We start from the raw sequence: 20,166 nt of genomic DNA on the forward strand, positions 1-20,166 counted from the left end.
GGGCTGCGAGGCGAGTGGTGGAAGCGGTTGGGCGCTTGCTCGTCGTGGTCAGCCGGTGATGGAGTCCAGGTAGGCGTCGAGTGCCCCGAGCAGGTCGAAGTCGGACTCGATGAGCCACTGGATCTGCAGGCCGTCCAGCACGGCGATGAGCAGTGGACCGTTGACGGGCCGGGTGATCTCTCCGTTGGCACGGGCCTTGGCGAGGGTGGCCGAGAAGAGCTCGCGGCTGGTTCGATACCGCTTGACGAAGAAGTCGTGCGCCGGATGCCCGGGATCGGTGGCCTCCGCGGAAAGCGTTACGAACAGGCGCATCACCCCCGGGTCGGCCATGTTCCGCACCATCAGCTCGCGAACAGCCAGCCGAAAGCTGCCCAGCTCCGTCCACGTCTGCTCGAACCAGGGGACGTCCATGTCCGTCCGCTGCTGGAGCACCTCGGCCAGCAGGTCCTCCTTGGACGGGAAGTAGTGCAGCACCCCGGCCAGGGTCAGCCCGACCTCGGCCGCCACGTCCCGCATCGACGCGCCCCGGTAGCCACGGACACTGAAGAGCTCGCGGGCCGCCTGAAGGATCTGCATCCTCCGCGCGATCCCCACGGCGTACGGTCGTTTCGACGGCATGCCCGCCACCCTAACAAATCAACCAACTGATTGGTCGTTTTTACCTGCAGCGCCATCCGCCCTGCCACCGTTTCACCCCCGCCAAGGCACCTCTCACGTTCACCCCTGCCAAGGCACCTCTCACGCCGGCCGCCGTCGCGGCGATCACCAGCGATCTGGGCCGACGCACGCTCATCCCGCTGGACGCCGGGCCGAGCCGCCCTCCCAGCCTGGCTGCGCGCTTTCCATCACCACTGCGCTGAACAGCCCGCCACCCGGCAAACCCCGGCCTCGCGGGGCAAACAGCTAGCGCGTAATGCTGTCGAGGTAGGCGTCCAGGGCGGTCAGGAGGTCGAAGTCGGGGTCCAGCAACCACTGGACCTGCAGGCCGTCCAGGACGGCGATGAGCAACGGCCCGCTGGCGCCTTCCACCACCTCGCCCCGCTCCCGGGCTTTGGCCAGGGTGCGAGAGAACAGTTCGCGGCTGGTGCGGTATCGCTTCGCGAAGAAGTCGTGCGCCGGATGCTGTGGATCGGCCGCCTCGGCTGACAGCGTGACGAAGAGCCGCATGACGCCGGCCCGCTCCATGTTCCGGACTTGGAGTTCGCGTACGGCCAGCCGGAAGCTGCCCAGTTCGGCCCATTTCTCCTCGAACCACGGGATGTCGATGTCGTCCCGCTGCTGGAGCACCTCGGCCAGCAGGTCCTCCTTGGACGGGAAGTAGTGCAGCACGCCCGCGAGGCTGAGGCCCACTCGCGCGGCGACGTCCCGCATGGAGCCGCCGCGGTAGCCCCTGACGCTGAACACCTCACGAGCGGCCTCGAGAATCTGCTCCCTGCGAGCCACCCCGACGGCGTAGCGCCTCTTGGCTACCATGCAGCAAACCTTACCAACAATTACCTATCAGTCGGTAGGTTTTCAGCCTCGGGGGCCCACTCCTGCAGACGCCCCGGGTCCCAAGAAACTGGATACCGAGCCGGGCCCCAGACTCTGAGGCGCGGCTCCGATGGGACCCAGCCCGCAGGCGTAGGTCCGGCCGAAGTGGAGTCCGTGGCCAGATCCGGGCCATGGGCTGCGGGCATGCGCTGGGCTGAGGCAAATGCGGGCTTGGAGCGTGTGAACCGGAGCGGGCTCTGGGCCCGGGTGAGGGTGCGGGCCGGGAGCGGGGTCGCGGGCCGGGAGCGGGGTCGCGGGCCGGGTGTGCGGGGCGGAGCAGGCCACGGCGGGAGAGCGGCTTGCGGGCGGGGCTTGGTGTGGGCGGGGTGGGTGGGGTTATGGGTGGGTTTGGAGGAGTTTGCGGTTGGCGAGGTCGGTGGCGGCTTGGGTGGCTATTTCGCGGGTGATCGGGTACGCGGCGAAGGCCAAAGCGCCGACCAGGCCTATGGCAGCGGGGATGAGGCTCTGGGCGTACAGGATGCCCTGGATGGCGGCGGGGTCCTGGGCCACTCCGCCGCTGCGGTAGCCGGTGGCGGCCAGGGTGTATGCCAGGAGGCCGCCGCCAACCCCACTGCCCGCTTTGGTGGCGAAGGAGGTCATGGCGGCCAGGGAGGCTTCGGTGCGGAAGCCGTACTGCCACTCGGTGTAGTCGGCGAGTTCGGCGAGCAGGACCAGGCCGAGCGCCACCGCGCCGCCGAAGCCGAAGCCCGTCAGGGCGAAGCACGCGAGAACGGGCAGCGGGGTCGGCGGGACGGTCATCAGCAGGGCGAGGCCGGCGATGCAGACGGCGAGGCTGAGGAGGTACCAGGGTTTGGCGCCGTGGCGACGGGCCAGGGCGGGGACCACGATCGCGCCCACGACCATCGGGATCGCCATGACCAGGGCGGCGGCGGAGAGGTAGGCCTGGTCGCCGATGTAGTAGAGGAAGAAGTACGGCATGGCGGCGGTGAGGGAGCCGCTGGCCGCCTGTACCGCGACTTTGGAGGTGAGCAGGATGGGGACGGCTCGGTGGGCGAAGAACACGCGGCGTACATCGGACAGGCGGTAACGCTCCGGCGACAACGGCTTGACGCGCTCGCGCACCCGCACCGCCATGAGCGTCACCAGGACGCAGCCCACCAGCGCCATCACGCTGACGTACGTAAGCCAGCCCCCGGTCCCCCCGCCCAACGCCTTGACGATCGGCAGCGTCGCGCCCGTGCTCAGTGCCGCCGCCAGCAGGCCGGTGAGGCCGACGATGCTCGCGAGCTGACTTCTGGTACGCGCGTCGCCAGCCACCACGGGCAGCAACGACGTCACCGGGATCTGGAACAGGTCGAGCAGCAGGCCCCAGAGCAGGTAGGTGATCCAGGCGGCGAGCAGGGCGTTCGGGAACCAGGCGGGGGCGGCGAAGAGCGCCACCAGGCAGAGGGCGCAGAGGATGCCGCCGATGAGGACGTAGAGGCGGAACCGGCCCCACCGAGTGACTGGTAGGTGGTCTACGAGGTAGCCCATGATCGGGTCGCTGGCGCCGTCGACCACGCGGGCCACGAGCATCAGCGTGCCTACGGCTGCCGCGCCGATGCCGACCACGTCGGTGAGGTACAGCAGGAGGAAGCCGGAGGCCGCGCCCATCAGCGCCCCGCCGGCCACGCCACCGAAGAAGGCGAGCTTTTCCACCAGACCGGGCCGGTCTTCCATGCGCCCTCCAAAAACCTACCAACTGATTGGTAGCAGACAGGCTAAGTGAGCTGAGTCAGTCGGGTCAACGGCTTGCGACGGGCGCTTTCTCGGCCGGTTGCGGGGCTTCGGCATTGCTTGGCGATCACCAGGTGTCCGGGGTGAGTGGCCCTGCGATCCGCCGATCCGGGATGTCGCTCTCTACGCAGGGGTCCGGGCGGCGCACTCAGTGCCCGAGACCCCAGGATGTCGCTCAACGCCGGAGTCCCCGGCACCCGCACTCAGTACCCCGAGACGCCGGGATGCCGCTCAACGCCGGAGTCCCCGGCACCCGCACTCAGTACCCCGAGACGCCGGGATGCCGCTCAACGCCGCAGTCCCGGCACCCGCACTCAGTGCCCGAGCCCGGCGTTAGACGCCGATGTCTCCGCCAGCCACGGCTCGGTACGGCAAGGCGTTGTTCGGAGGTTGATTGATTTGCCGCGCGTGCTGAAGAACATCAACCGGTTGCGCGTCATGCTGCCCTGAAGCCCGATGTTCGACCTCGGGAGGAAGCGCATGCCATGGCGCTCACCGTTGCGCCCCCGCGCTGGGCACTTCGGCGGGTGCGGTGAGGAGCGCTCCTGACTCAGACCTCACGGAGGGAATGCCATGAACGCTCGCAATAGTGCCGCCTGGGCTCGCCGACCGCTGGCGGTGATCGCCTCGGCTCTGCTCGTCACGGGTATCTCAACCAGTGCCGCCACGGCTGCCGAGCCGCGTGAGGACGGGAAGTTCTGCGTTGTGGAGGTCGGCAAGTCAGTCGATGGGGGCTTCTCGCCGGTGAAGTCGGAGACGTGCAGCGACAGCCCGAACTCGGCGGCCTTCAGGGCGGCGGGGGCGCCCGACGTGCTGCTCATGGAGTGGTTCTGGAACGCGTACAACAACCCGCCGGACATCACGCGCATCATCGTTTCGGCGGAGGAGGGGCCCTGCGACTCCTCCGGCTACCGCCTGCGGCCGAACCTCATCTGGGACAACGAGATCTCCGGGTTCTACACGTACAGCAACTGCCGTTCGGTGACCATCTATGACGGTTACCGCCAGAACGGCGACTCGTCGTACTGGTTCGACGGGAGGGGCGACGGGCCCAACGTGGGCTACGTCGGGGACTACATGAACGACCGGACCAGTTCGCTCTGGATCCGGTACTGACCCGCGTCGCCAACCTCACCGACCGGCTCGATCGCGGATCGAGCCGGTCGGTGAGGTTGGCGACGTACAAGCCGTGCGGGCGATGCGGTTTCCGCCGAACAGGCCGAACAGTACGAGCCCGCCGCACTGTGAAGCATGGCCGCCTTGACGGCATACCCTGCCGTTCGTCGGTCGATCCGAGCCACACCGCGCTGATGTCGAGCCGGGCCCCACGGCCAGGCGGACATGGTCGTTCTCAATGACTCAGGACACCAGGCGGGCAGGGCGCGGGGCGCAGGCCGTAGACGAAACCGGGGTCGATCTGCTTCGCGAGGTCCTCGCCGACCGCCCGGTTGGCCCACCCGCGGGCGTTGCGCAGATGCAGTTCGGTGGCCTGATCCCCGTATCGGGGCCAGTTCTTCTCCCGCCCGTCCACGTAGAGGAGCATCAGAGTGAGCGCCGCGACGTTGGCCGCCTCCAGATCAGGGGCGTCCAGCGGCCGGCCGCGTTCCATGGCGCGCACGGCGGCCGAGTGCTCGAAGCAGGTCAGCAGGTCCTCACCGACCTCCGCGCGCAGGAAGTCCACGTCGTCGCTGTCGTGGATCTTGTTGCCGATGACCACGACCGGTACCCCGAACTCCGCGGCGTGGTCACGATACTGCCGATACACGCTCACGCCCTGCCGGGTCGGCTCGGCGACGAGGAAGGTCGCGTCGAAGCGCGTGAACAGCCCGGAGGCGAACGAGTCGGCTCCCGCGGTCATGTCCACGACCACGTACTCCTCGCGCGCGTCGACCAAGTGGTTGAGGTAGAGCTCAACCGCGCCGACCTTGGAGTGGTAGCAGGCCACCCCGAGGTCTTCTTCCGCGAAGAAGCCCGTGGCCATGAGGTACGGCCCGCCGGGGCAGCGTACGGCGTATGCGGAATGGATGGGGTCGGTGAGGGAGTCGAGCGTGAGCAGCCGGGAACCGCGGCCGGGCGGGGTGGTCTTCACCATCGACTCGGCCGAGGTCACGCGTGGGTTGTCGCCGCGGAACCAGTCCTTGAGCTCGGCGAGGTTGGCTCCCAGCGGCTCCGGCGCCGTCTCCGCGCCCAGAGCGTGTCCAAGGTGCTGGTTGATGTCGGCGTCGATCGCCACGACCGTCCGGCCTGACGCGGCCACCTGGCGGGTGAACAACGCCGACAGCGTCGTCTTCCCGCTTCCCCCTTTGCCGACGAACGCCACTCTCATAGGGCCGAACCCCGATCTGGTCAGCTGAGGATCACTACGCGGCCAGAATCCCAGAGCACCTCCCCGTGATCCACCCTCCATCCCGCCATCACCTGATGCTATGGACCCGCGCGGACGCCGCAGTGCCGTTCCACGGTCTTCCGGGACCGATCCGCTGTTCAAACAGACCGGCGGCAACAGGGATGAGGTGAAGCCGGGCGACAGCTCAGGGGCGGAACCCCGGAGAAACGCGGCCTCTCAGCGCGAAGCGCCCATGCCCTTGGGAGGCCACGGGGTGGTCCAGTGGTGGGTGCCGGATTCCGCTTCGAAGGGAGGAGTGCCGGGGAGGGTGACCGAGGCTGTGGTGTTGGGAGGGATGGTGGCTTGGGTGGTCATGGTGTCATCGGTCACGGTCCAGGACAGTTCGGCCCTGCCGTACGGGGTGCGGAGGGTTGCCCTCGCGTAGCTCAGGTCGCCGCCCGGTCTCGGGGTCAGCGCCAGGCGGCGGTATCCGGGCGCGGCGGGCGCCAGGCCCGCGACCGTCCGGTGGAGCCAGTCCGCCACCGCCCCGAACGCGTAGTGGTTGAACGACGTCATCTCCCCCGGGTTGACGCTCCCGTCGGGAAGCATGCTGTCCCATCGTTCCCAGATGGTCGTGGCGCCCATCGTCACCGCGTACAGCCACGACGGACATCCGCGCTGCAACAGCAACCGATACGCCGCCTCCACCCGCCCAGCCTCGGTAAGGGCGTCACAAACCTCCGGAGTCCCCAGAAACCCGGTGGCGATGTGATGACCTCCGGCAGCCAGGACCTCGGCCAGCCTCTCCCCCGCGAAGGCCCGCTGCTCCGGAGCAGGAAGCAGCCCGAACCGCAGAGCGAGCGCGTACGCCGTGGCCGAGTCCCCGAGAACGACCCCCTCCGCCGAGACATAGGCCCTGGCGAAAGCCCGCCGTACATCCGCCGCCAAAGCCACGAAAGGCGCGGCATCCAGCCCCAGCACCTGAGCCGCCTCAGCCACGATCCCGGCCGAATACGCAAGGTAGGCAGTGGCGACGACCGCCTTGGGGGTACGCCCGTCGCCAGGCTTGTCCGGCGGGGCCGCCGGGTCCAGCCAGTCGCCGAACTGGTACCCGGACTCCACCAGCCCCTCCACCGCCAGCCCCGCCACGTGCTCGACATACCGCCGCATGCTGGGGAACTGCCGCTCCAGCAGCCCCGCGTCGCCGTACCTCTGATAAAGGACCCAGGGGACGATCACGGTCGCATCCCCCCACCCCGCGGCGGCGAGCACGGCGCGCTCGCCCAGCACGTTGGGCACCACGACGGGTACGGCCCCGCCATCGGCCTGCTCGGCGGCCAGATCGGCCAGCCAAGAGGTCAGCATGCCCGCGCAGTCGTGCAAGAACGCCGCCGTGGGGGCGAAGACCTGGAGATCCCCGGTCCAGCCGAGCCGTTCGTCGCGCTGGGGGCAGTCGGTGGGCAGGTCGAGGAAGTTGCCGCGCATGCTCCACACGACGTTCTCGTGCAGCCGGTTGAGCAGCGGGTCCGAGCACTCGAAGTGGCCGGTGCGCTCCATGTCGGTGTGGCAGACGACGGCGCGGACCAGGTCCGGGTCCACGGGCCCTTCGACGCCGGCATAGCGGAAGCCGTGGAAGGTGAAGCGGGGCTCCCAGATTTCGTCGCCGTCACCGCGCAGGATGTAGACGTCGGTGGCGGCGGCGGTGCGCAGGGGGCGGGTCGCGAGCTCGCCCTCCTCCAGGACCTCGGCGTGGCGCAGGACGACGCGCCCGCCCGCCGGTCCGCGCGCGGTGATGCGCAGGCGGCCGACGAGGTTCTGGCCGAAGTCGAGGATGGTCCGTCCCGAGGGGGAGGTCAGGATCTCGACGGGGGCGAGTTCCTGGGTACGGCGTACCGGTGGGCCGGTGGGGGCGACCAGGGTGGACAGGTCGTGGTCCAGGATCTCGACCGGGCGCCAGTCGGTGGGGGTCTCCAGGCGGGCGTCGTGGGTCTCGCCGTCGTAGATGCCGCTGGACAGGATGGGGCCGGGGGCGCACTGCCAGCCGGATCCGGTGCCGAAGCGCTCGACGGCGCCGTCGGCATAGGTGATCTCCAACTGGGCCAGCAGCGCGAGCCGCTCGCCGTAGACCGCGACGGAGCCGCCCTGGAACCCCAGGCGGCCCCGGTACCAGCCCTCGCCCAGGATCGCGCCGAGCGTGTTGGGGCCCGGGCGCAGGAGCGCGGTGACGTCGTGGGTCTGGTAGCGCAGGCGGTGGTGGTAGCTGGTCCAGCCGGGCGCCAGGACGTGGTCGCCGACGGTGACGCCGTTGAGTTCGAGTTCGTAGACGCCAAGGGCGGTGGCGTAGAGCCTGGCCGACGTCACGGCCGGCCGTACCGTGAACTCGCCGCGCAGAAGCTGCTCCCCGCCCGGCGGCGCGACGAAGCGCGCGGACCAGTCGGCCGGGTCGAGCAGGCCGGCCTCGGCGACGGCGGGCGGGCTCCAGTCCGACCACGCGCCGGCCGCGTCGCGCACGCGGACGCTCACGGCCACGCGCTCGCGGGCGGCCAGCGGCGCGAACGGCCACGGCACCAGCACCGACTCGTCCGACTCGACCAGGACGCGCTCGCCGCGAGCCGACAGCTCATAGGCGCTCTGGTGCCAGCCGGGCTTTTCCGTGGTGATGGTCCAGGAGATTCTCGGACGGCTTTCGCCCAGGCCAAGGGGTTCGTCGAGGTGTTCGAAACGCGGCGTGGCGATGTCCATAAAGCATGCTTACTTACAACTAAGTAAGTTGTCTACATGACGAACCGCAAGGAGGAGATCGCGGCCGTGGCCGCCGAACTCTTCGCCCGCACCGGCTTCCGCGGCACCGGGATGACCGAGATCGCCCAGCGTGTCGGCATCACCGAGCCGGGGCTGCTCTACCACTTCCGCAACAAGGAGGGGCTGCTGCGCGCGGTCATCGAGTGGCGCGACGGCAGGAGCCTCGACTTCGCCCGCGAGGCGGCGGCGCGCGGCGGGCTGGACACGATCCGCGCGATGCCCGCCTTCGCCCGGCGCAACCAGGAGGAACGCGGGCTGACGAAGCTGTTCGCGGTTCTGGTGGCCGAGAACCTGGAGCCGGGCGCGCCCGCGCACGACTACTTCCGCGAGCGTTATCGCCTGATGCGTGCCCTGGTGGCCGGGGCGCTGCGGACGGGTCAGGAGCGTGGCGAGATCCGGGCGGACCTCGACCCCGAGGGCAAGGCGGCCGAGATCCTGGCCACGCTCGACGGCCTGGCCACGCAGTGGCTGCTCGACCCTGAGCAAATTGATCTGGCCGAGCGCATCGAGGCGTACGCGCGCACGCTCGAACGCGACCTCCCCTAGCTCCAGAGGGCGTGGAGTTCCGCCCGGTGGTCCGCCACGACCGCCGAGGTGGAGTCGAAGACCATCGTCGGGCGGGTCGAGGGGTCCCAGGCGGGCCAGCCGGGGTCGCCGGTCTTGGCGAAGGCGACCCAGGCCGCGTGCATCTCGTCGGCCAGGCTCTGCGGCGGGTCGTTTCCCACCATCTGCCGTGACTCGGGCATGTCCAGCGCGTCGAAGACGAACGGGATCTCCATCGCGTGGGCCGCGCCGAGGTCGCGCTCGGGTGAGCGCCAGGCGAACTCGTAGAGCCAGGTACGGCCGGCCGCCCGGCTCTCGGCCAGCCGGCGGTTGGCCAGCCGTACCAGACGGTCGGTGAGCACGAGGCCGAACACCTCGCCCGGCTTCGCCTCCGGATGGAGGGCCCGATAACCCCGCCATACCCGGCCTTTCACCCCCATCTTGAGCATCGCCAGGCGGGCCATCCACGGCCCCATGCGGTCGACGCCGCCCGTCGGCACGAACCACAGCCGGTACTCCTCGGTCGTGTGCCCGATCAGCACCTCCACCTCGGGATCGACGTTCGACTCCGGCGGCCCGGCGACCAGTTCCCCGTCGATCAGGGGCCCCAGCTCGGGACCGCCGGCCAGGCCACTCGTGCTCATGACCGCGGCCTGCGCGTCGAGCAGCCGCTCCTGGTCCACCTCGGCGAACGCGGCGGCGGTGGCCGGCACGCCGAGCCCGCGGGCGATCAGCCCGGTCGCCTTCCTCACCGCGGCCTGCTGCGCCGCGGCGGGCCCGCCACTCTGGATGATCGCCCGGTTCAGCAGCCCGCGGGCCGCCGGGATGCCGAGCAGCACCCCGAGGTCGATCGCGCCGGCCGACTCGCCGAACACCGTCACGTTGCCAGGGTCGCCGCCGAACGCCTCGATGTTCTCCCGCACCCAGGTCAGCGCGGCGATCTGGTCGAGCAGCCCGCGGTTGTCCGGCGCGTCGGGGAAGCTGGCCCACCCCTCGACGCCCAGACGGTAGTTGATCGCCACGAACACGACGCCGTCGCGGGCGAACGCGCGCCCGTCGTAGAGGGGGACGGCGTTGGAGCCGTTGCGGTTGGAGCCGCCGTGGATCCACACCATGACCGGGCGCCGCCCGTCGAGGCCGGGCGTCCAGACGTTGAGGTTGAGGCAGTCCTCACCCGGGATGATCACCTCGGCGAGGATCTCGTCCAGCGGCGGACGGTAGCCGCGCCGTGCGGCCGTGGGTCCGTAGGCGAGCGCGTCGCGCACGCCCTCCCACGGCGGTGGCGGCTCGGGCGCGCGAAAGCGCAGTTCGCCGAAGGGCGGTGCGGCGTACGGCACGCCGCGGAAGACGGCGAGGCCATCCTCCAGCGTGCCGCGCAGCTTGCCCGGCCGGGTCTCGACGATGATCTCCATGGCGCCTGGCCTCCAACGATCGGGGCGGTCACCCCATTTTCCCGGAATCTTGTTCTACCGGTACTGGGCCCCAGACCCGGCTTTCCGGTCAGGGCTTGGGCACGGGCACAAGGCGGTGGCCGACCAGCGCGGCGTACAGGGCGGCCACGTCGCCGGGACGCTCCAGCGAGCGGCCGGTCAGCCGCTCGATCCTGCTCAGCCGGTTGCGAACGGTGTTGCGGTGGCAGTAGAGCCCGCGGGCCAGCTCCGAGGTGGACTCGCCGCTCTCCATCCACGCCGACAGCACCTCCAGCAGGTCGTCGGCGTCGGGGCGGGCCAGGACGGGGCCGAGCACCGCGTCGGTGACGCGTTCGGCCAGGTCGGGGGCTGCGGCGACGAACGCGCCGATCGGGCGGCTGTCCACGGTCGCCGCCTCCATGCTGCCCGGCGGCAGGCCCGCCCAGACGAGCCTGGCCAGGCGGAACGCGGCGGCGGTCTGCGGCAGCCGTTCATAAGGAGCGCTGATCCCGATCCTGCCGCGCCCGGCCAGCGCCGCCCGCACCGCGCCCGAGTCGGCCACGATGCCCACCTGGTCGTCGGCGCGCAGCCGCCACGCGCCGCGCACCCCGGCCGCGGACAACGGCACCGCCGGGTCGGCCACCACACAGAGGTACGGCCCGCGCGCCGGCAGCCCGAGCGCGTGGGCGCTGCCGCCGAGCACGCTCCAGTCGGTGACCCGGCCCTCGATCAGCGCGTCCAGCAGCACGAGTCGCTCCCGCTCATCCTGCCTGGCCAGCTCCAGCATGGCCGCGTGATAGCTGTCGGTGACCGCGACGGAATAGCCGTCGACCAGCGACCAGACCTCGGACATGGAGGTGGCGAGCGTCTCGACGGGATAGCCGGGCTCCGCCATGGCCCGCGCCACGAGGCTCTCCCACACCACGCGGAACCCGATGCGGTAGGCGTGCAGCACCGCCCCCAACGGCACCCCCTGCCCTGCCCGGCGGCGCGCGGTCTCCCTGGACACCACGGCTTCGACCACCCGCTGCCCGGCCAGGTCCCGCAGAAGCTCGACCAGATTGCGCCGGTTGTACTCCCGCACCTCGTCCCGGCGTTCCTCCGGCATGGCCGCGTAGGTCTCGTCCTCGGCCAGGATGGCGGCGAACATGCGGTCCGCGAGCTGGTCCACGTCCTCCAGCAGCTCAGCGGCCAGGCGCGCGATCCGTGGGTCACCCATGCGCCGCAGCATAACCACCCCACCTTGTGCCCCCGCACACCCCCACACCACGCCACATCGCGCACGCCGCGTGCCGACCCCGCGCGGCACCAGGTCGAGCCGCACTGCGGATCAGCTCTGCGCCGCGTGCCGGCACCGCGGGTCCGCACCGCGCCGCGGGCCAACCCCACGCGACCCGCCACACCACGCCGCGGGCCGGCAGCGCGCAAGGCGGGTCAGGGGTGCATGGCGGTGGTTATCGCGTTGATCACCATGGCGCGCCACTCCCGGGAGGCGGGTAGCAAGCCGGTCAGGATGTGTGACCCGTGCACGTGTCCCGCGAACTCGCGGAAGGTCACCGGCACCCCCGCCTCCGCCAGCCGCGCCGCGTACCGGCGGGCGTCGCCGGCCAGGGGGTCGCATTGGGCCGAGAGGATCACCGCGGGCGGCAGCCCGGACAGGTCGGCGGCGTGCAAGGGGGAGGCGATCGGGTCGGTGGCGTCGTGCCCGGCTAGGTAGGTCCGCACACACCACTCCAGCTCGGCCTTCGTCAGCACGTGCCCCTCGGCGTACTCCTCCACGCTGGTGGAGGACATGGTCAGGTCGAAGGCCGGGATCTCGGTCACCTGGATCACCGGCATGGGCCCGCCACGCTCCTTGGCCAGCAACGACACCGCCGCGCTCAGGTTGCCGCCCGCGCTCTCCCCGCCCACCCCCACCTTGGCCGGGTCGAACCCGAGCCGCCCCGCCTGCTCGACGGTCCACTCGAACGCCCGGTAGCAGTCCTGGGCGGGCACGGGAAAGGGGAACTCGGGAGCCAGCCGGTAGTCCACGTTGACGACGACGACCCCGGCCCCCGCGGCGATGGCGCGCGAGCGGCGGTCGCTGTCGTCGATCGTGCCCATCAGCCAGCCGCCGCCGTGGAAGAGCACCATCGCCCCGGCGTTCTCCTCCGCGGGCCGGTACACCCGGACGGTGATCTCCCCATCGGGGTCGGCGACCTTGATCCGCTCCTCGAAGACCGTCGCGATCTCGGGCTCCTCCTGCACGTAGTCGCCGTAGGGGGTGCCCTCGGCCTTGCGCTCGGCGTTCATGCGGCGGCGGGCGACCGGGTCGTGGGGCGCCGGAGGCTGCGAGTGGATGAGCGCGATCAGGGGCGCGATCCGCGGGTCGACCGGCATGTGAACTCCTTCGCTCGGCATCGTTACCAAAAGCCTACCAATTGATAGGTAGTTTTTGTTAGCCTCCCCACACCCCCATCCGAGGAGGTTTCCGATGCCGAGATCTCGCGGGACGGCCGTCGCGGCCGCCGCCGTCGCCCTCGCAGTCGCGGGCACCGCATGTTCCGGCGGCGCCACCGAGCGCGCCGCCAAGGCGGAGCGCCTGCTCACCCTGGCCGTGGCGGCCGACGTCTCGTCCTGGGACCCAGCCGTCGGCGCCGGGGGCAACTCCCTGGGCTACCTGCAGGCCGTCTACTCGTCCCTGACCACGCTCAACGCCGACTTCTCCGTCTCGCCGGGCGTGGCCACCACCTGGTCGTACGACCGGCCCAAGACCACGCTGACCATGACCATCCGCGACGGCCTGACCTTCTCCGACGGCACCCCGCTCGACGCCGCCGCGGTCAAGGCCAACCTCGACCGCGGGCTGAGCACCCCGGGCGCCACCCAGTCGGCGCTGGCCGGCATCGACAAGGTCGAGGCCACCGGCCCGACCGAGCTGATGGTCAAGCTCAAGAAGCCCGATCCCGGCCTGCTGTACCAGCTCTCGATGGTGCCCGGCATGATCGCCAGCCCCAAGGCCTTCGCCACGCTCAAGACGAACCCGGTCGGCAGCGGCCCGTACCTGCTGGACCTGAACGCCAGCACCCGGGGCACCTCCTACACCTTCACCCGCAACCCCAAGTACGCCCTCCCGGCCGCCTTCGGCTTCGACAAGCTGGTGATGAAGGCGCTGCCCGACACCAACGCGATGGCCAACGCCGCGCTCAGCGGCCAGGTCGACGCCGGCGGCGTCCCGATGGCCAGCCTGCCGCAGGTCCAGGGCGCCGGCCTGGACCACAGGAAGATGCCCGGCCTGATCATGGGCATGTGGATCGTCGACCGCGCGGGCAAGCTCGCTCCTCCGCTGGCCAAGCTCAAGGTACGGCAGGCCATCAACCACGGCCTCGACGCCGAGGGCATCCTCAGGGCGGTCGACAAGGGCAACGGCGACCGCCGCACCCAGATGTTCGCCGCCGGCACCCCCGCCTACCTGGCCTCGCTCAACTCCCGCTACCCCTACGACCCGGACAGGGCCCGGCGGCTCCTGGCGGAGGCGGGCTACCCGGACGGCTTCGAGCTCACTCTGCCCAGCGAGAACACCTACGTGCCCGCCCTGTACCCGATCGTCGCCCAGCAGCTCGGCCAGATCGGCATCAAGGTGAAGTACAAGCCGGTCTCCAGCAACCTCATCACCCAGCAGTACCTGGCCGGCACCTACCCGGCCTTCATGTACACCTACACCGCCACCGAGAACTGGCTGGACGCCTCGCTGTTCCTGGCCAAGGGCGGGGTGTTCAACCCCTTCCACGTCGAGGACCCGGTCGTCGCCGACCTCATGGACCGGATCGCGGTCGCCGAGGAGGCCGAGCGCGGCGAACTGTTCCAGGAGCTCAACACCCACGTGGTGGAGCAGGCGTGGTTCGCCCCGCTGTACGCCGCCACCAACCTCATGGTCTGGAAGAAGGACCGGGTCAGGATCGAGGCCGCCCCGGACCAGCTCTTCGTGTTCCTGCGCGACTACCGCCCGGTGGGCTGAGATGTTCAGGCTGCTGTCGCGGCGGCTGATCGCGGCGGGCGTGCTGCTCGTCGTCATCACCGCGATCACCTCGCTGCTCACGACGCTGGTGCCCGACCCCACGCACAACCTGCTCGGCCTTACGGCCACGCCGGAACAGATCGCCGCCAAGCGGGTCGAACTCGGGCTCGACCGGCCGGTCAGCGTGCGGTACCTGGACTGGCTGGGCGGGGCCGTACAGGGGGATCTGGGGGTGTCGTGGTTCACCGGGCTGCCGGTGGTCGAGACGATCACCGCCCGGCTGCCCGTCACGGTCTCGCTGGCGGTCATCGCGACGCTGGTCTCGGCGGTGACCGGCATCGCGTTCGGCATGGCGGCGGCGCTGCGGCGCGGCTGGCTGGACCGGGCGCTGCAGGTCGCGGCGGCGCTCGGCTTCGCGGTGCCGGGGATGTGGGTGGCGCTGCTGCTGGTGATCGTCTTCGCGGTGCAGTTGCGGTGGCTGCCGGCGACCGGGTACGTGGCGTTCGCGGAGAGCCCGGCCGACTGGGCGCGTTCGCTGCTGCTGCCGGTCGTGGCGATCGCCGCCGGTTCGGTGGCGGCCGTGGCCGCGCAGACCCGCAACGCGGTGGCCGCGGTGCTGAGCCAGGACTACGTGCGCACGCTGCGCGGCCGGGGACTGCCACGGCGCCGGCTGCTGCTGCGCCACGTGCTGCGCAACGCCGCGCCGACCGCGCTGACCGTGGTCAGCCTGCAGTTCATCGGCCTGCTCGGCGGGGCCATCATCGTCGAGCAGATCTTCGCGATCAACGGGCTCGGCAGCCTGGCCGCCGCCGCCTCCAGCCGCTCCGACATCCCGGTGGTGCTGGGCGTGGTGGTGGTCGGCGTGCTCATCGTGCTCACCGTCAACCTCGTCGTCGACCTGTTGGTGAGCTGGCTCGACCCGAAGGTGCGCACCCCATGACCAAAATCCTTCCGCGCCGGCCCGCCGCCCTCGCGGCCGCCTTCGTGCTGCTGCTGGTCGTCGTCGCGGCGGTGGCGGGTGCGTGGCTGGCCCCCTACGGTCCCGACGAGGTGGACCTGCGGGCCGCGCTGGCCGGTCCCGGCCCCGGGCATCCGCTCGGCGGCGACGGCTCGGGCCGCGACGTGCTCAGCCGGCTGCTGCACGGCGCCCGTGCCACCGTCTCCGGCGCGCTGCTGGCGACCGGGGTGGCGCTGCTGATGGGCGTCACGGCCGGCACGCTGGCCGGATATTTCGCGCGATGGACGGATGCGGTGGCGAGCTGGTTGTTCAACCTGCTCATGGCGCTTCCGGCGTTCATCGTGGTGCTGGCCTTCGTCGCGGTGATGGGCCCGAGTCTGACCGGAACCATGGCCTTCGTCGGCTTCCTGGCCTCCCCGTCCATCTACCGGCTCGTCCGCGCCGCGACCATGCGGGTGCGCGGCGAGTTCTACATCGACGCCGCCCGCGTGTCCGGACTGTCCGACCTGCGCATCGTGCGCAGGCACGTGCTGCCCGTGGTCCGCTCGGCGATCATCGTGCAGGCGCCGCTGCTGTTCGGCGCGGCCCTGCTCATCCAGGCCGGCATCGACTTCCTCGGCCTCGGCGAGCCCGGCGCGGCGAGCTGGGGCGCGATGCTCAACGACGCCGCCGCCAACGTCTTCCGCGCCCCGTGGCTGTCGATCTGGCCCGGGCTCGCCATCGCCGCGACGGTGCTCGCGGTGACGGTCCTCGGCAACGCCGTACGCGACGCCCTTGAGGACACCCCGATCCAGGCGGCGGGCCGCGACCCCTCTACCCGCAGGCCCGCCGCCTCCCCCAGCACGCTCCCCGCCGACGGCGCCCTGCTCGCCGTCTCCGGCCTCACGGTCACGCACCGTACGGCCGGCGGCGAGGTCACCGTGGTCGACGGCGTCGACCTCCAGGTACGGCCCGGCGAGGTCGTCGGCCTGGTCGGCGAGTCCGGCTCGGGCAAGACCCAGACCGTCCTGGCCGCCCTGGGCCTGCTGCCGCCGAGCGGCAGGGTCGCCGCCGGGTCCGTCCGCTTCGCCGGCGCCGAACTGACCGCGCTGACCGAACGCGAGCTGAACCGCGTCCGCGGCCCCCGCATCGGCTACGTCTCCCAGGAGCCGATGTCCAACCTCGACCCGAGCTTCCGCGTCGGCAGCCAGCTCGTCGAACCCCTTCGCGTGCACCGCGGCCTGTCCAGGCGGGCCGCCCGCCGCCGGGCGCTGGACCTGCTGGCCCGGGTGGGGATCACCGAGCCCGAGCGTGTCTTCCGCGCCTACCCGCACGAGATCTCCGGCGGCACCGCGCAGCGCGTGCTCATCGCCGGGGCGATCTCCTGCGACCCCGAGTTGCTGGTGGCCGACGAGCCGACCACGGCGCTGGACGTCACCGTGCAGGCCGAGGTGCTCGACCTGCTGCGCTCGCTGCGCGCCGAACGCGACATGGCGGTGCTGCTGGTGACCCACGACCTGGGCGTGGTGGCCGACATGTGCGACCGGGTGACGGTCATGCGCGACGGGCGCCTCGTGGAGAGCGCGCCCACGCGGGCGCTGTTCGCCCAGCCGGCGCAGCCGTACACGAAGGATCTGCTGGCCGCCAACCCGCACAACGCCGCGCGGCGCGAACGCCGCGCGCCGGTCGGGCCGCCGCTGCTGGAGATCGACCGGCTGCGGGTGGACTACCCGCAGCGTGGCCTGCGGCGCCCGCCGGTGCGGGTGCTCAGGGAGGTCAGCCTGACCGTCGGCGAGGGCGAGACGCTCGGGCTGGTCGGCGAGTCCGGCTCGGGCAAGACGACGCTCGGCCGCGCGGTGCTGGGCCTCGCGCCGGTCGTCGGCGGCACCATCCGGTACAGCGGGCGTCCCCTGCCCGGCCGCCAGGCCCGAGCCCGCCAGATCCAGGCGGTCTTCCAGGACCCGTTCAGCTCGCTGAACCCGGCCATGAGCATCCACGACATCCTCGTCGAGCCGCTGCTCGCGCACGGCGCGGCCGACCGGGCCGAGGCGGACCGCCGCATCGCCTGGCTGCTCGACCGCGTCGAACTGCCGGCCGGTACCGGCGCCCGGCGCGCCCGCGAGCTGTCCGGCGGGCAGCGGCAGCGGGTGGCCATCGCCCGCGCGCTCGCCCTCGGCCCGCGGCTGATCATCTGCGACGAGCCCGTGTCCGCGCTCGACGTCTCGACCCAGGCGCAGGTACTCGGGCTGCTCACCGAGATCCAGCGGGACACCGGGGTCGGGTATCTGTTCATCTCGCATGACCTGGCGGTGGTGCGCAACGTCAGCGACCGGGTCGCGGTGATGTCGGGCGGCGTGCTGGTCGAGACCGGCGACGCCGAGCAGGTGACCACCGAGCCGCGCGACCCGTACACGCGGCGGCTGCTGCTGTCGGCGCCCGTGCCCGATCCCGACCAGCAGGCGGCCAGGCGCGCGGCCCGCCTCGCCATGACCCGCGAAGCCCCTGCCCGCGAGGCTCCGGTCCGTGAGGCTCCGGTCCGTGAGGAGGGGGCGTGATCGACAGGGAGCGGCTGGTGCGGCGGCACTCGGTGGTGCTGACGTCCTGGCATCCGTCGTGCACGCTCAGCCTGGGCAACGGCGACTTCGCGGTCAACGTGGACGTGACCGGGCTGCAGACGTTCCCGGAGGCGCACGAGTTGCCGCCGCGTGCGCGGCCTCGGGCCTTCGATCGCGACGACTTCCCGGTGCCGTTGCGGATCCAGTCGAGCTGGGGGTGGTACTCCACCGATCCCGGCGTGCCGTACCGGATGGAGGAGGCCATGACCGGCTATTCCACCCGCACCCGCACGGTGCGCTACCCCGACAGGATGCGCATCGGCGCGGACGGCGTGGCCTCCGCGGATGCCGGAGGCTGGCTCTACGCCAACCCGCGGCGGCTCGATCTCGGGCGGATCGGGCTGCGGTTCGATCCGTCGCTGGAGCTGACCGAGCCTCGGGTGGAGCTCGACCTGTGGACGGGCAGCGTGCGCTCGGCCTTCCTGCTCGGCGGGCGGCCGGTCGAGGTGTGCACCGCCGTCCATCCCCGGCTGGACGTGGTCGCCACCCGCGTGCGCTCGCCGCTGCTGGCGGAGGGCGCGCTGGGGATCGCGATCACCTTTCCCGGCCAGCGCGATCCGCTCTCTCCCGGCGAACGGCTCGCGCACAGCACCACGTACGCGCCGGAGGGGATCACCCGCGAGGTCGGCTCCGCGCGCTACCACGTGCGGGTACGGACCGACGGCCGGTGGGGACCCGGCCCGGTGTGGGGCACGGACACGGAGGAACTGACGCTGAGCGCCGCTTTCTCACCCGCACCGCAAGCCTTCGAGCCGCCCGGCTTCTCAGCGGTGGCCCGGGCGGCGGCGGAGCATTGGCGGGCCTTCTGGACGTCCGGGGCGGCGGTCAGCTTCGAGGGCAGCACCGACCCCAGGGCGGACGAGCTGGAGCGGCGCGTGGTGCTGTCGCAGTACCTGACCGCCGTGCACTGCTCGGGCTCGGCGCCGCCGCAGGAGTCCGGGCTGGTGCACAACTCCTGGGGCGGCAAGTTCCACCTGGAGATGCACTGGTGGCATGCCGCCCACTTCGTCCTGTGGGGCCGCCCTGAGCTGCTCGAACGTTCTCTCGGCTGGTATCGGGAGATCCTGGGCGCGGCCCGCCGTACCGCCGGAGAGCAGGGGTACGGCGGCGCGCGCTGGCCCAAGCAGACCGGCCCCGACGGCCGCGAGTCGCCCAGCCCGATCGGCGCCTTCATCATCTGGCAGCAGCCGCACCCGATCCACTTCGCCGAGCTGCTCCGGCACAACGGCGTCCCGGGCGCGCTGGAACGCTACGCCGACCTGGTCTTCGCCACGGCCGACTTCATGGCCTCCTATGCCGAGCCGGACGAGAACGGCGTCCACCACCTCGGACCGCCGCTGGTCCCCGCGCAGGAGACGTACTTCCCCGACCGGGCCCGCACCGCCGACCCCACCTTCGAGCTGGCCTACTGGCACTGGGGCCTGCGGGTGGCGCAGGAGTGGCGCGAGCGGCTCGGCCTGGGCCGCGAGCCCGGCTGGGACGCGGTGCTGCGCGGGCTGGCGAGGCCACCGGTGCGCGACGGCGTGTACGCGGCGGTCGCCACCGAGCCCTGGACGCTGCCCGACGACCATCCGTCGATGCTCATGGCCCTCGGCTTCCTGCCGCCCACCCCGCTGATCGACCCCGGCGTCATGTCGGCCACGTTCGACCACGTGCTGCGTACCTGGGACCTGGACAGCACGTGGGGCTGGGACTATCCGGTGCTGGCCATGTGCGCCACCCGGCTCGGGCGTACGGCGGAGGCGGTGGACGCGCTGCTCATGGACACGCGCAAGAACCGGTACCTGACCACCGGGCACGTGCCGCAGTTCCCCGGCGGGCTGTCGGTCTACCTTCCGGCCAACGGCGGGCTGCTGGCGGCCGTGGCGCTCATGGCCGACCGGTTCCCGGAGGGGTGGCGGGTGTCGCACGAGGGTCTGGGGACGTTCCCGCCGTGACCGCGCGGCGGTCGATCGCCTGGACCCACTTGACCGCGACGGCCGCGACCTGGATCAGCTCGGTACGCAGCGCCTCGGTGTCGGACTCGGCGAACGCCTCCAGCACCTCCTCGGCCAGGATGTGCCGCCAGGTCAGCGTCCCGTCGTCGAAGGCGGCCGAGGTCTCGCGCTTGGCCTCGTCGGCGGCGGGCGCGCGGACCGGGGAGGTTCCGTCGGGGACGTCCTGAATGCCCCAGCGCGCGTCCTGCGCCCGCCGCTCGCCCGCGATCTCCTCCAGTACGCACCGCAGCGAGCCGGGCAGACCGTAGTCTCCGTCGTTCACAGGCTCTC

At 71.5% G+C, this 20,166-nt stretch carries 15 protein-coding genes; 6 read left to right on the top strand and 9 right to left on the bottom strand.

What is annotated here, in order from left to right; all coding sequences use genetic code 11:
• Window positions 1–48 precede the first annotated feature (48 nt).
• From ACIBEJ_RS45705 to ACIBEJ_RS45715, 3 genes are all read right to left on the bottom strand, one after another.
• Window positions 49–618: a TetR/AcrR family transcriptional regulator gene (locus ACIBEJ_RS45705; RefSeq protein WP_397189261.1), complete on the bottom strand. Its 570-nt coding sequence runs from the start codon at window positions 616–618 to the stop codon at window positions 49–51.
• A gap of 285 nt (window positions 619–903) precedes the next feature.
• Window positions 904–1,473, bottom strand: a complete 570-nt coding sequence (locus ACIBEJ_RS45710; RefSeq protein ID WP_397189262.1) for a TetR/AcrR family transcriptional regulator — start codon at window positions 1,471–1,473, stop codon at window positions 904–906.
• Between the two features lie 396 nt (window positions 1,474–1,869).
• Window positions 1,870–3,213: an MFS transporter gene (locus ACIBEJ_RS45715; protein ID WP_397189263.1), complete on the bottom strand. Its 1,344-nt coding sequence runs from the start codon at window positions 3,211–3,213 to the stop codon at window positions 1,870–1,872.
• A gap of 630 nt (window positions 3,214–3,843) precedes the next feature.
• Here ACIBEJ_RS45715 and ACIBEJ_RS45720 point away from each other — a divergent pair.
• On the top strand, window positions 3,844–4,386 hold the full coding sequence (locus ACIBEJ_RS45720; RefSeq protein WP_397189264.1) for a hypothetical protein: 543 nt from the start codon (window positions 3,844–3,846) through the stop codon (window positions 4,384–4,386).
• Between the two features lie 235 nt (window positions 4,387–4,621).
• Here the strand turns inward: ACIBEJ_RS45720 and ACIBEJ_RS45725 are convergent, their stop codons facing one another.
• Window positions 4,622–5,596 (bottom strand): ATP-binding protein, encoded by a 975-nt coding sequence (locus tag ACIBEJ_RS45725; protein ID WP_397189265.1) that lies wholly within the window; start codon window positions 5,594–5,596, stop codon window positions 4,622–4,624.
• Window positions 5,597–5,833: 237 nt separating this feature from the next.
• Entirely contained in the window at window positions 5,834–8,338 is a 2,505-nt protein-coding gene (locus ACIBEJ_RS45730) for a family 78 glycoside hydrolase catalytic domain (protein ID WP_397189266.1), read from the bottom strand.
• A 36-nt stretch (window positions 8,339–8,374) separates the two neighbouring features.
• On the opposite strand from ACIBEJ_RS45730, the gene ACIBEJ_RS45735 reads away from it, so the two are divergent.
• Window positions 8,375–8,944, top strand: coding sequence for a TetR/AcrR family transcriptional regulator (locus tag ACIBEJ_RS45735; protein WP_397189267.1), 570 nt, complete (start codon window positions 8,375–8,377; stop codon window positions 8,942–8,944).
• On the opposite strand, the gene ACIBEJ_RS45740 is transcribed toward ACIBEJ_RS45735, so the two are convergent.
• The 3 genes from ACIBEJ_RS45740 to ACIBEJ_RS45750 form a co-directional block, all read right to left on the bottom strand.
• Window positions 8,941–10,353, bottom strand: coding sequence for a carboxylesterase/lipase family protein (locus tag ACIBEJ_RS45740; RefSeq protein WP_397189268.1), 1,413 nt, complete (start codon window positions 10,351–10,353; stop codon window positions 8,941–8,943). The two genes, ACIBEJ_RS45735 and ACIBEJ_RS45740, sit on opposite strands and share 4 nt — an antisense overlap.
• A gap of 88 nt (window positions 10,354–10,441) precedes the next feature.
• The gene (locus tag ACIBEJ_RS45745) at window positions 10,442–11,569 is read right to left on the bottom strand and encodes a PucR family transcriptional regulator (protein WP_397189269.1); all 1,128 of its coding nucleotides are present in this window, start codon (window positions 11,567–11,569) and stop codon (window positions 10,442–10,444) included.
• Between the two features lie 215 nt (window positions 11,570–11,784).
• Entirely contained in the window at window positions 11,785–12,729 is a 945-nt protein-coding gene (locus ACIBEJ_RS45750) for an alpha/beta hydrolase (RefSeq protein WP_397189270.1), read from the bottom strand.
• Window positions 12,730–12,823: 94 nt separating this feature from the next.
• Here ACIBEJ_RS45750 and ACIBEJ_RS45755 point away from each other — a divergent pair, with 94 nt between their 5' ends.
• From ACIBEJ_RS45755 to ACIBEJ_RS45770, 4 genes are read left to right on the top strand one after another with little or no spacing between them, the layout of a single operon-like run.
• A complete protein-coding gene (locus ACIBEJ_RS45755; RefSeq protein ID WP_397189271.1) occupies window positions 12,824–14,347 on the top strand; it encodes an ABC transporter substrate-binding protein in 1,524 nt (507 codons plus the stop codon).
• Between the two features lies 1 nt (window position 14,348).
• On the top strand, window positions 14,349–15,287 hold the full coding sequence (locus ACIBEJ_RS45760) for an ABC transporter permease (protein ID WP_397189272.1): 939 nt from the start codon (window positions 14,349–14,351) through the stop codon (window positions 15,285–15,287).
• Window positions 15,284–17,839 carry a dipeptide ABC transporter ATP-binding protein gene (locus tag ACIBEJ_RS45765; RefSeq protein ID WP_397189273.1) on the top strand — a complete coding sequence of 852 codons (2,556 nt, stop codon included), beginning with the start codon at window positions 15,284–15,286 and terminating at the stop codon, window positions 17,837–17,839. Before ACIBEJ_RS45760 ends, ACIBEJ_RS45765 begins: the two co-directional genes overlap by 4 nt.
• Complete coding sequence (locus ACIBEJ_RS45770; RefSeq protein ID WP_397189274.1) at window positions 17,836–19,836, top strand: hypothetical protein; 2,001 nt, start codon at window positions 17,836–17,838, stop codon at window positions 19,834–19,836. The genes ACIBEJ_RS45765 and ACIBEJ_RS45770 overlap by 4 nt, the downstream gene beginning before the upstream one ends.
• Here the strand turns inward: ACIBEJ_RS45770 and ACIBEJ_RS45775 are convergent.
• On the bottom strand, window positions 19,769–20,158 hold the full coding sequence (locus ACIBEJ_RS45775; RefSeq protein ID WP_397189275.1) for a hypothetical protein: 390 nt from the start codon (window positions 20,156–20,158) through the stop codon (window positions 19,769–19,771). The two genes, ACIBEJ_RS45770 and ACIBEJ_RS45775, sit on opposite strands and share 68 nt — an antisense overlap.
• Window positions 20,159–20,166: the final 8 nt, after the last annotated feature.

Origin of the sequence: Nonomuraea sp. NPDC050790 (genome assembly GCF_044456745.1) — a bacterium.
Taxonomy (GTDB): Bacteria; Actinomycetota; Actinomycetes; order Streptosporangiales; family Streptosporangiaceae; genus Nonomuraea.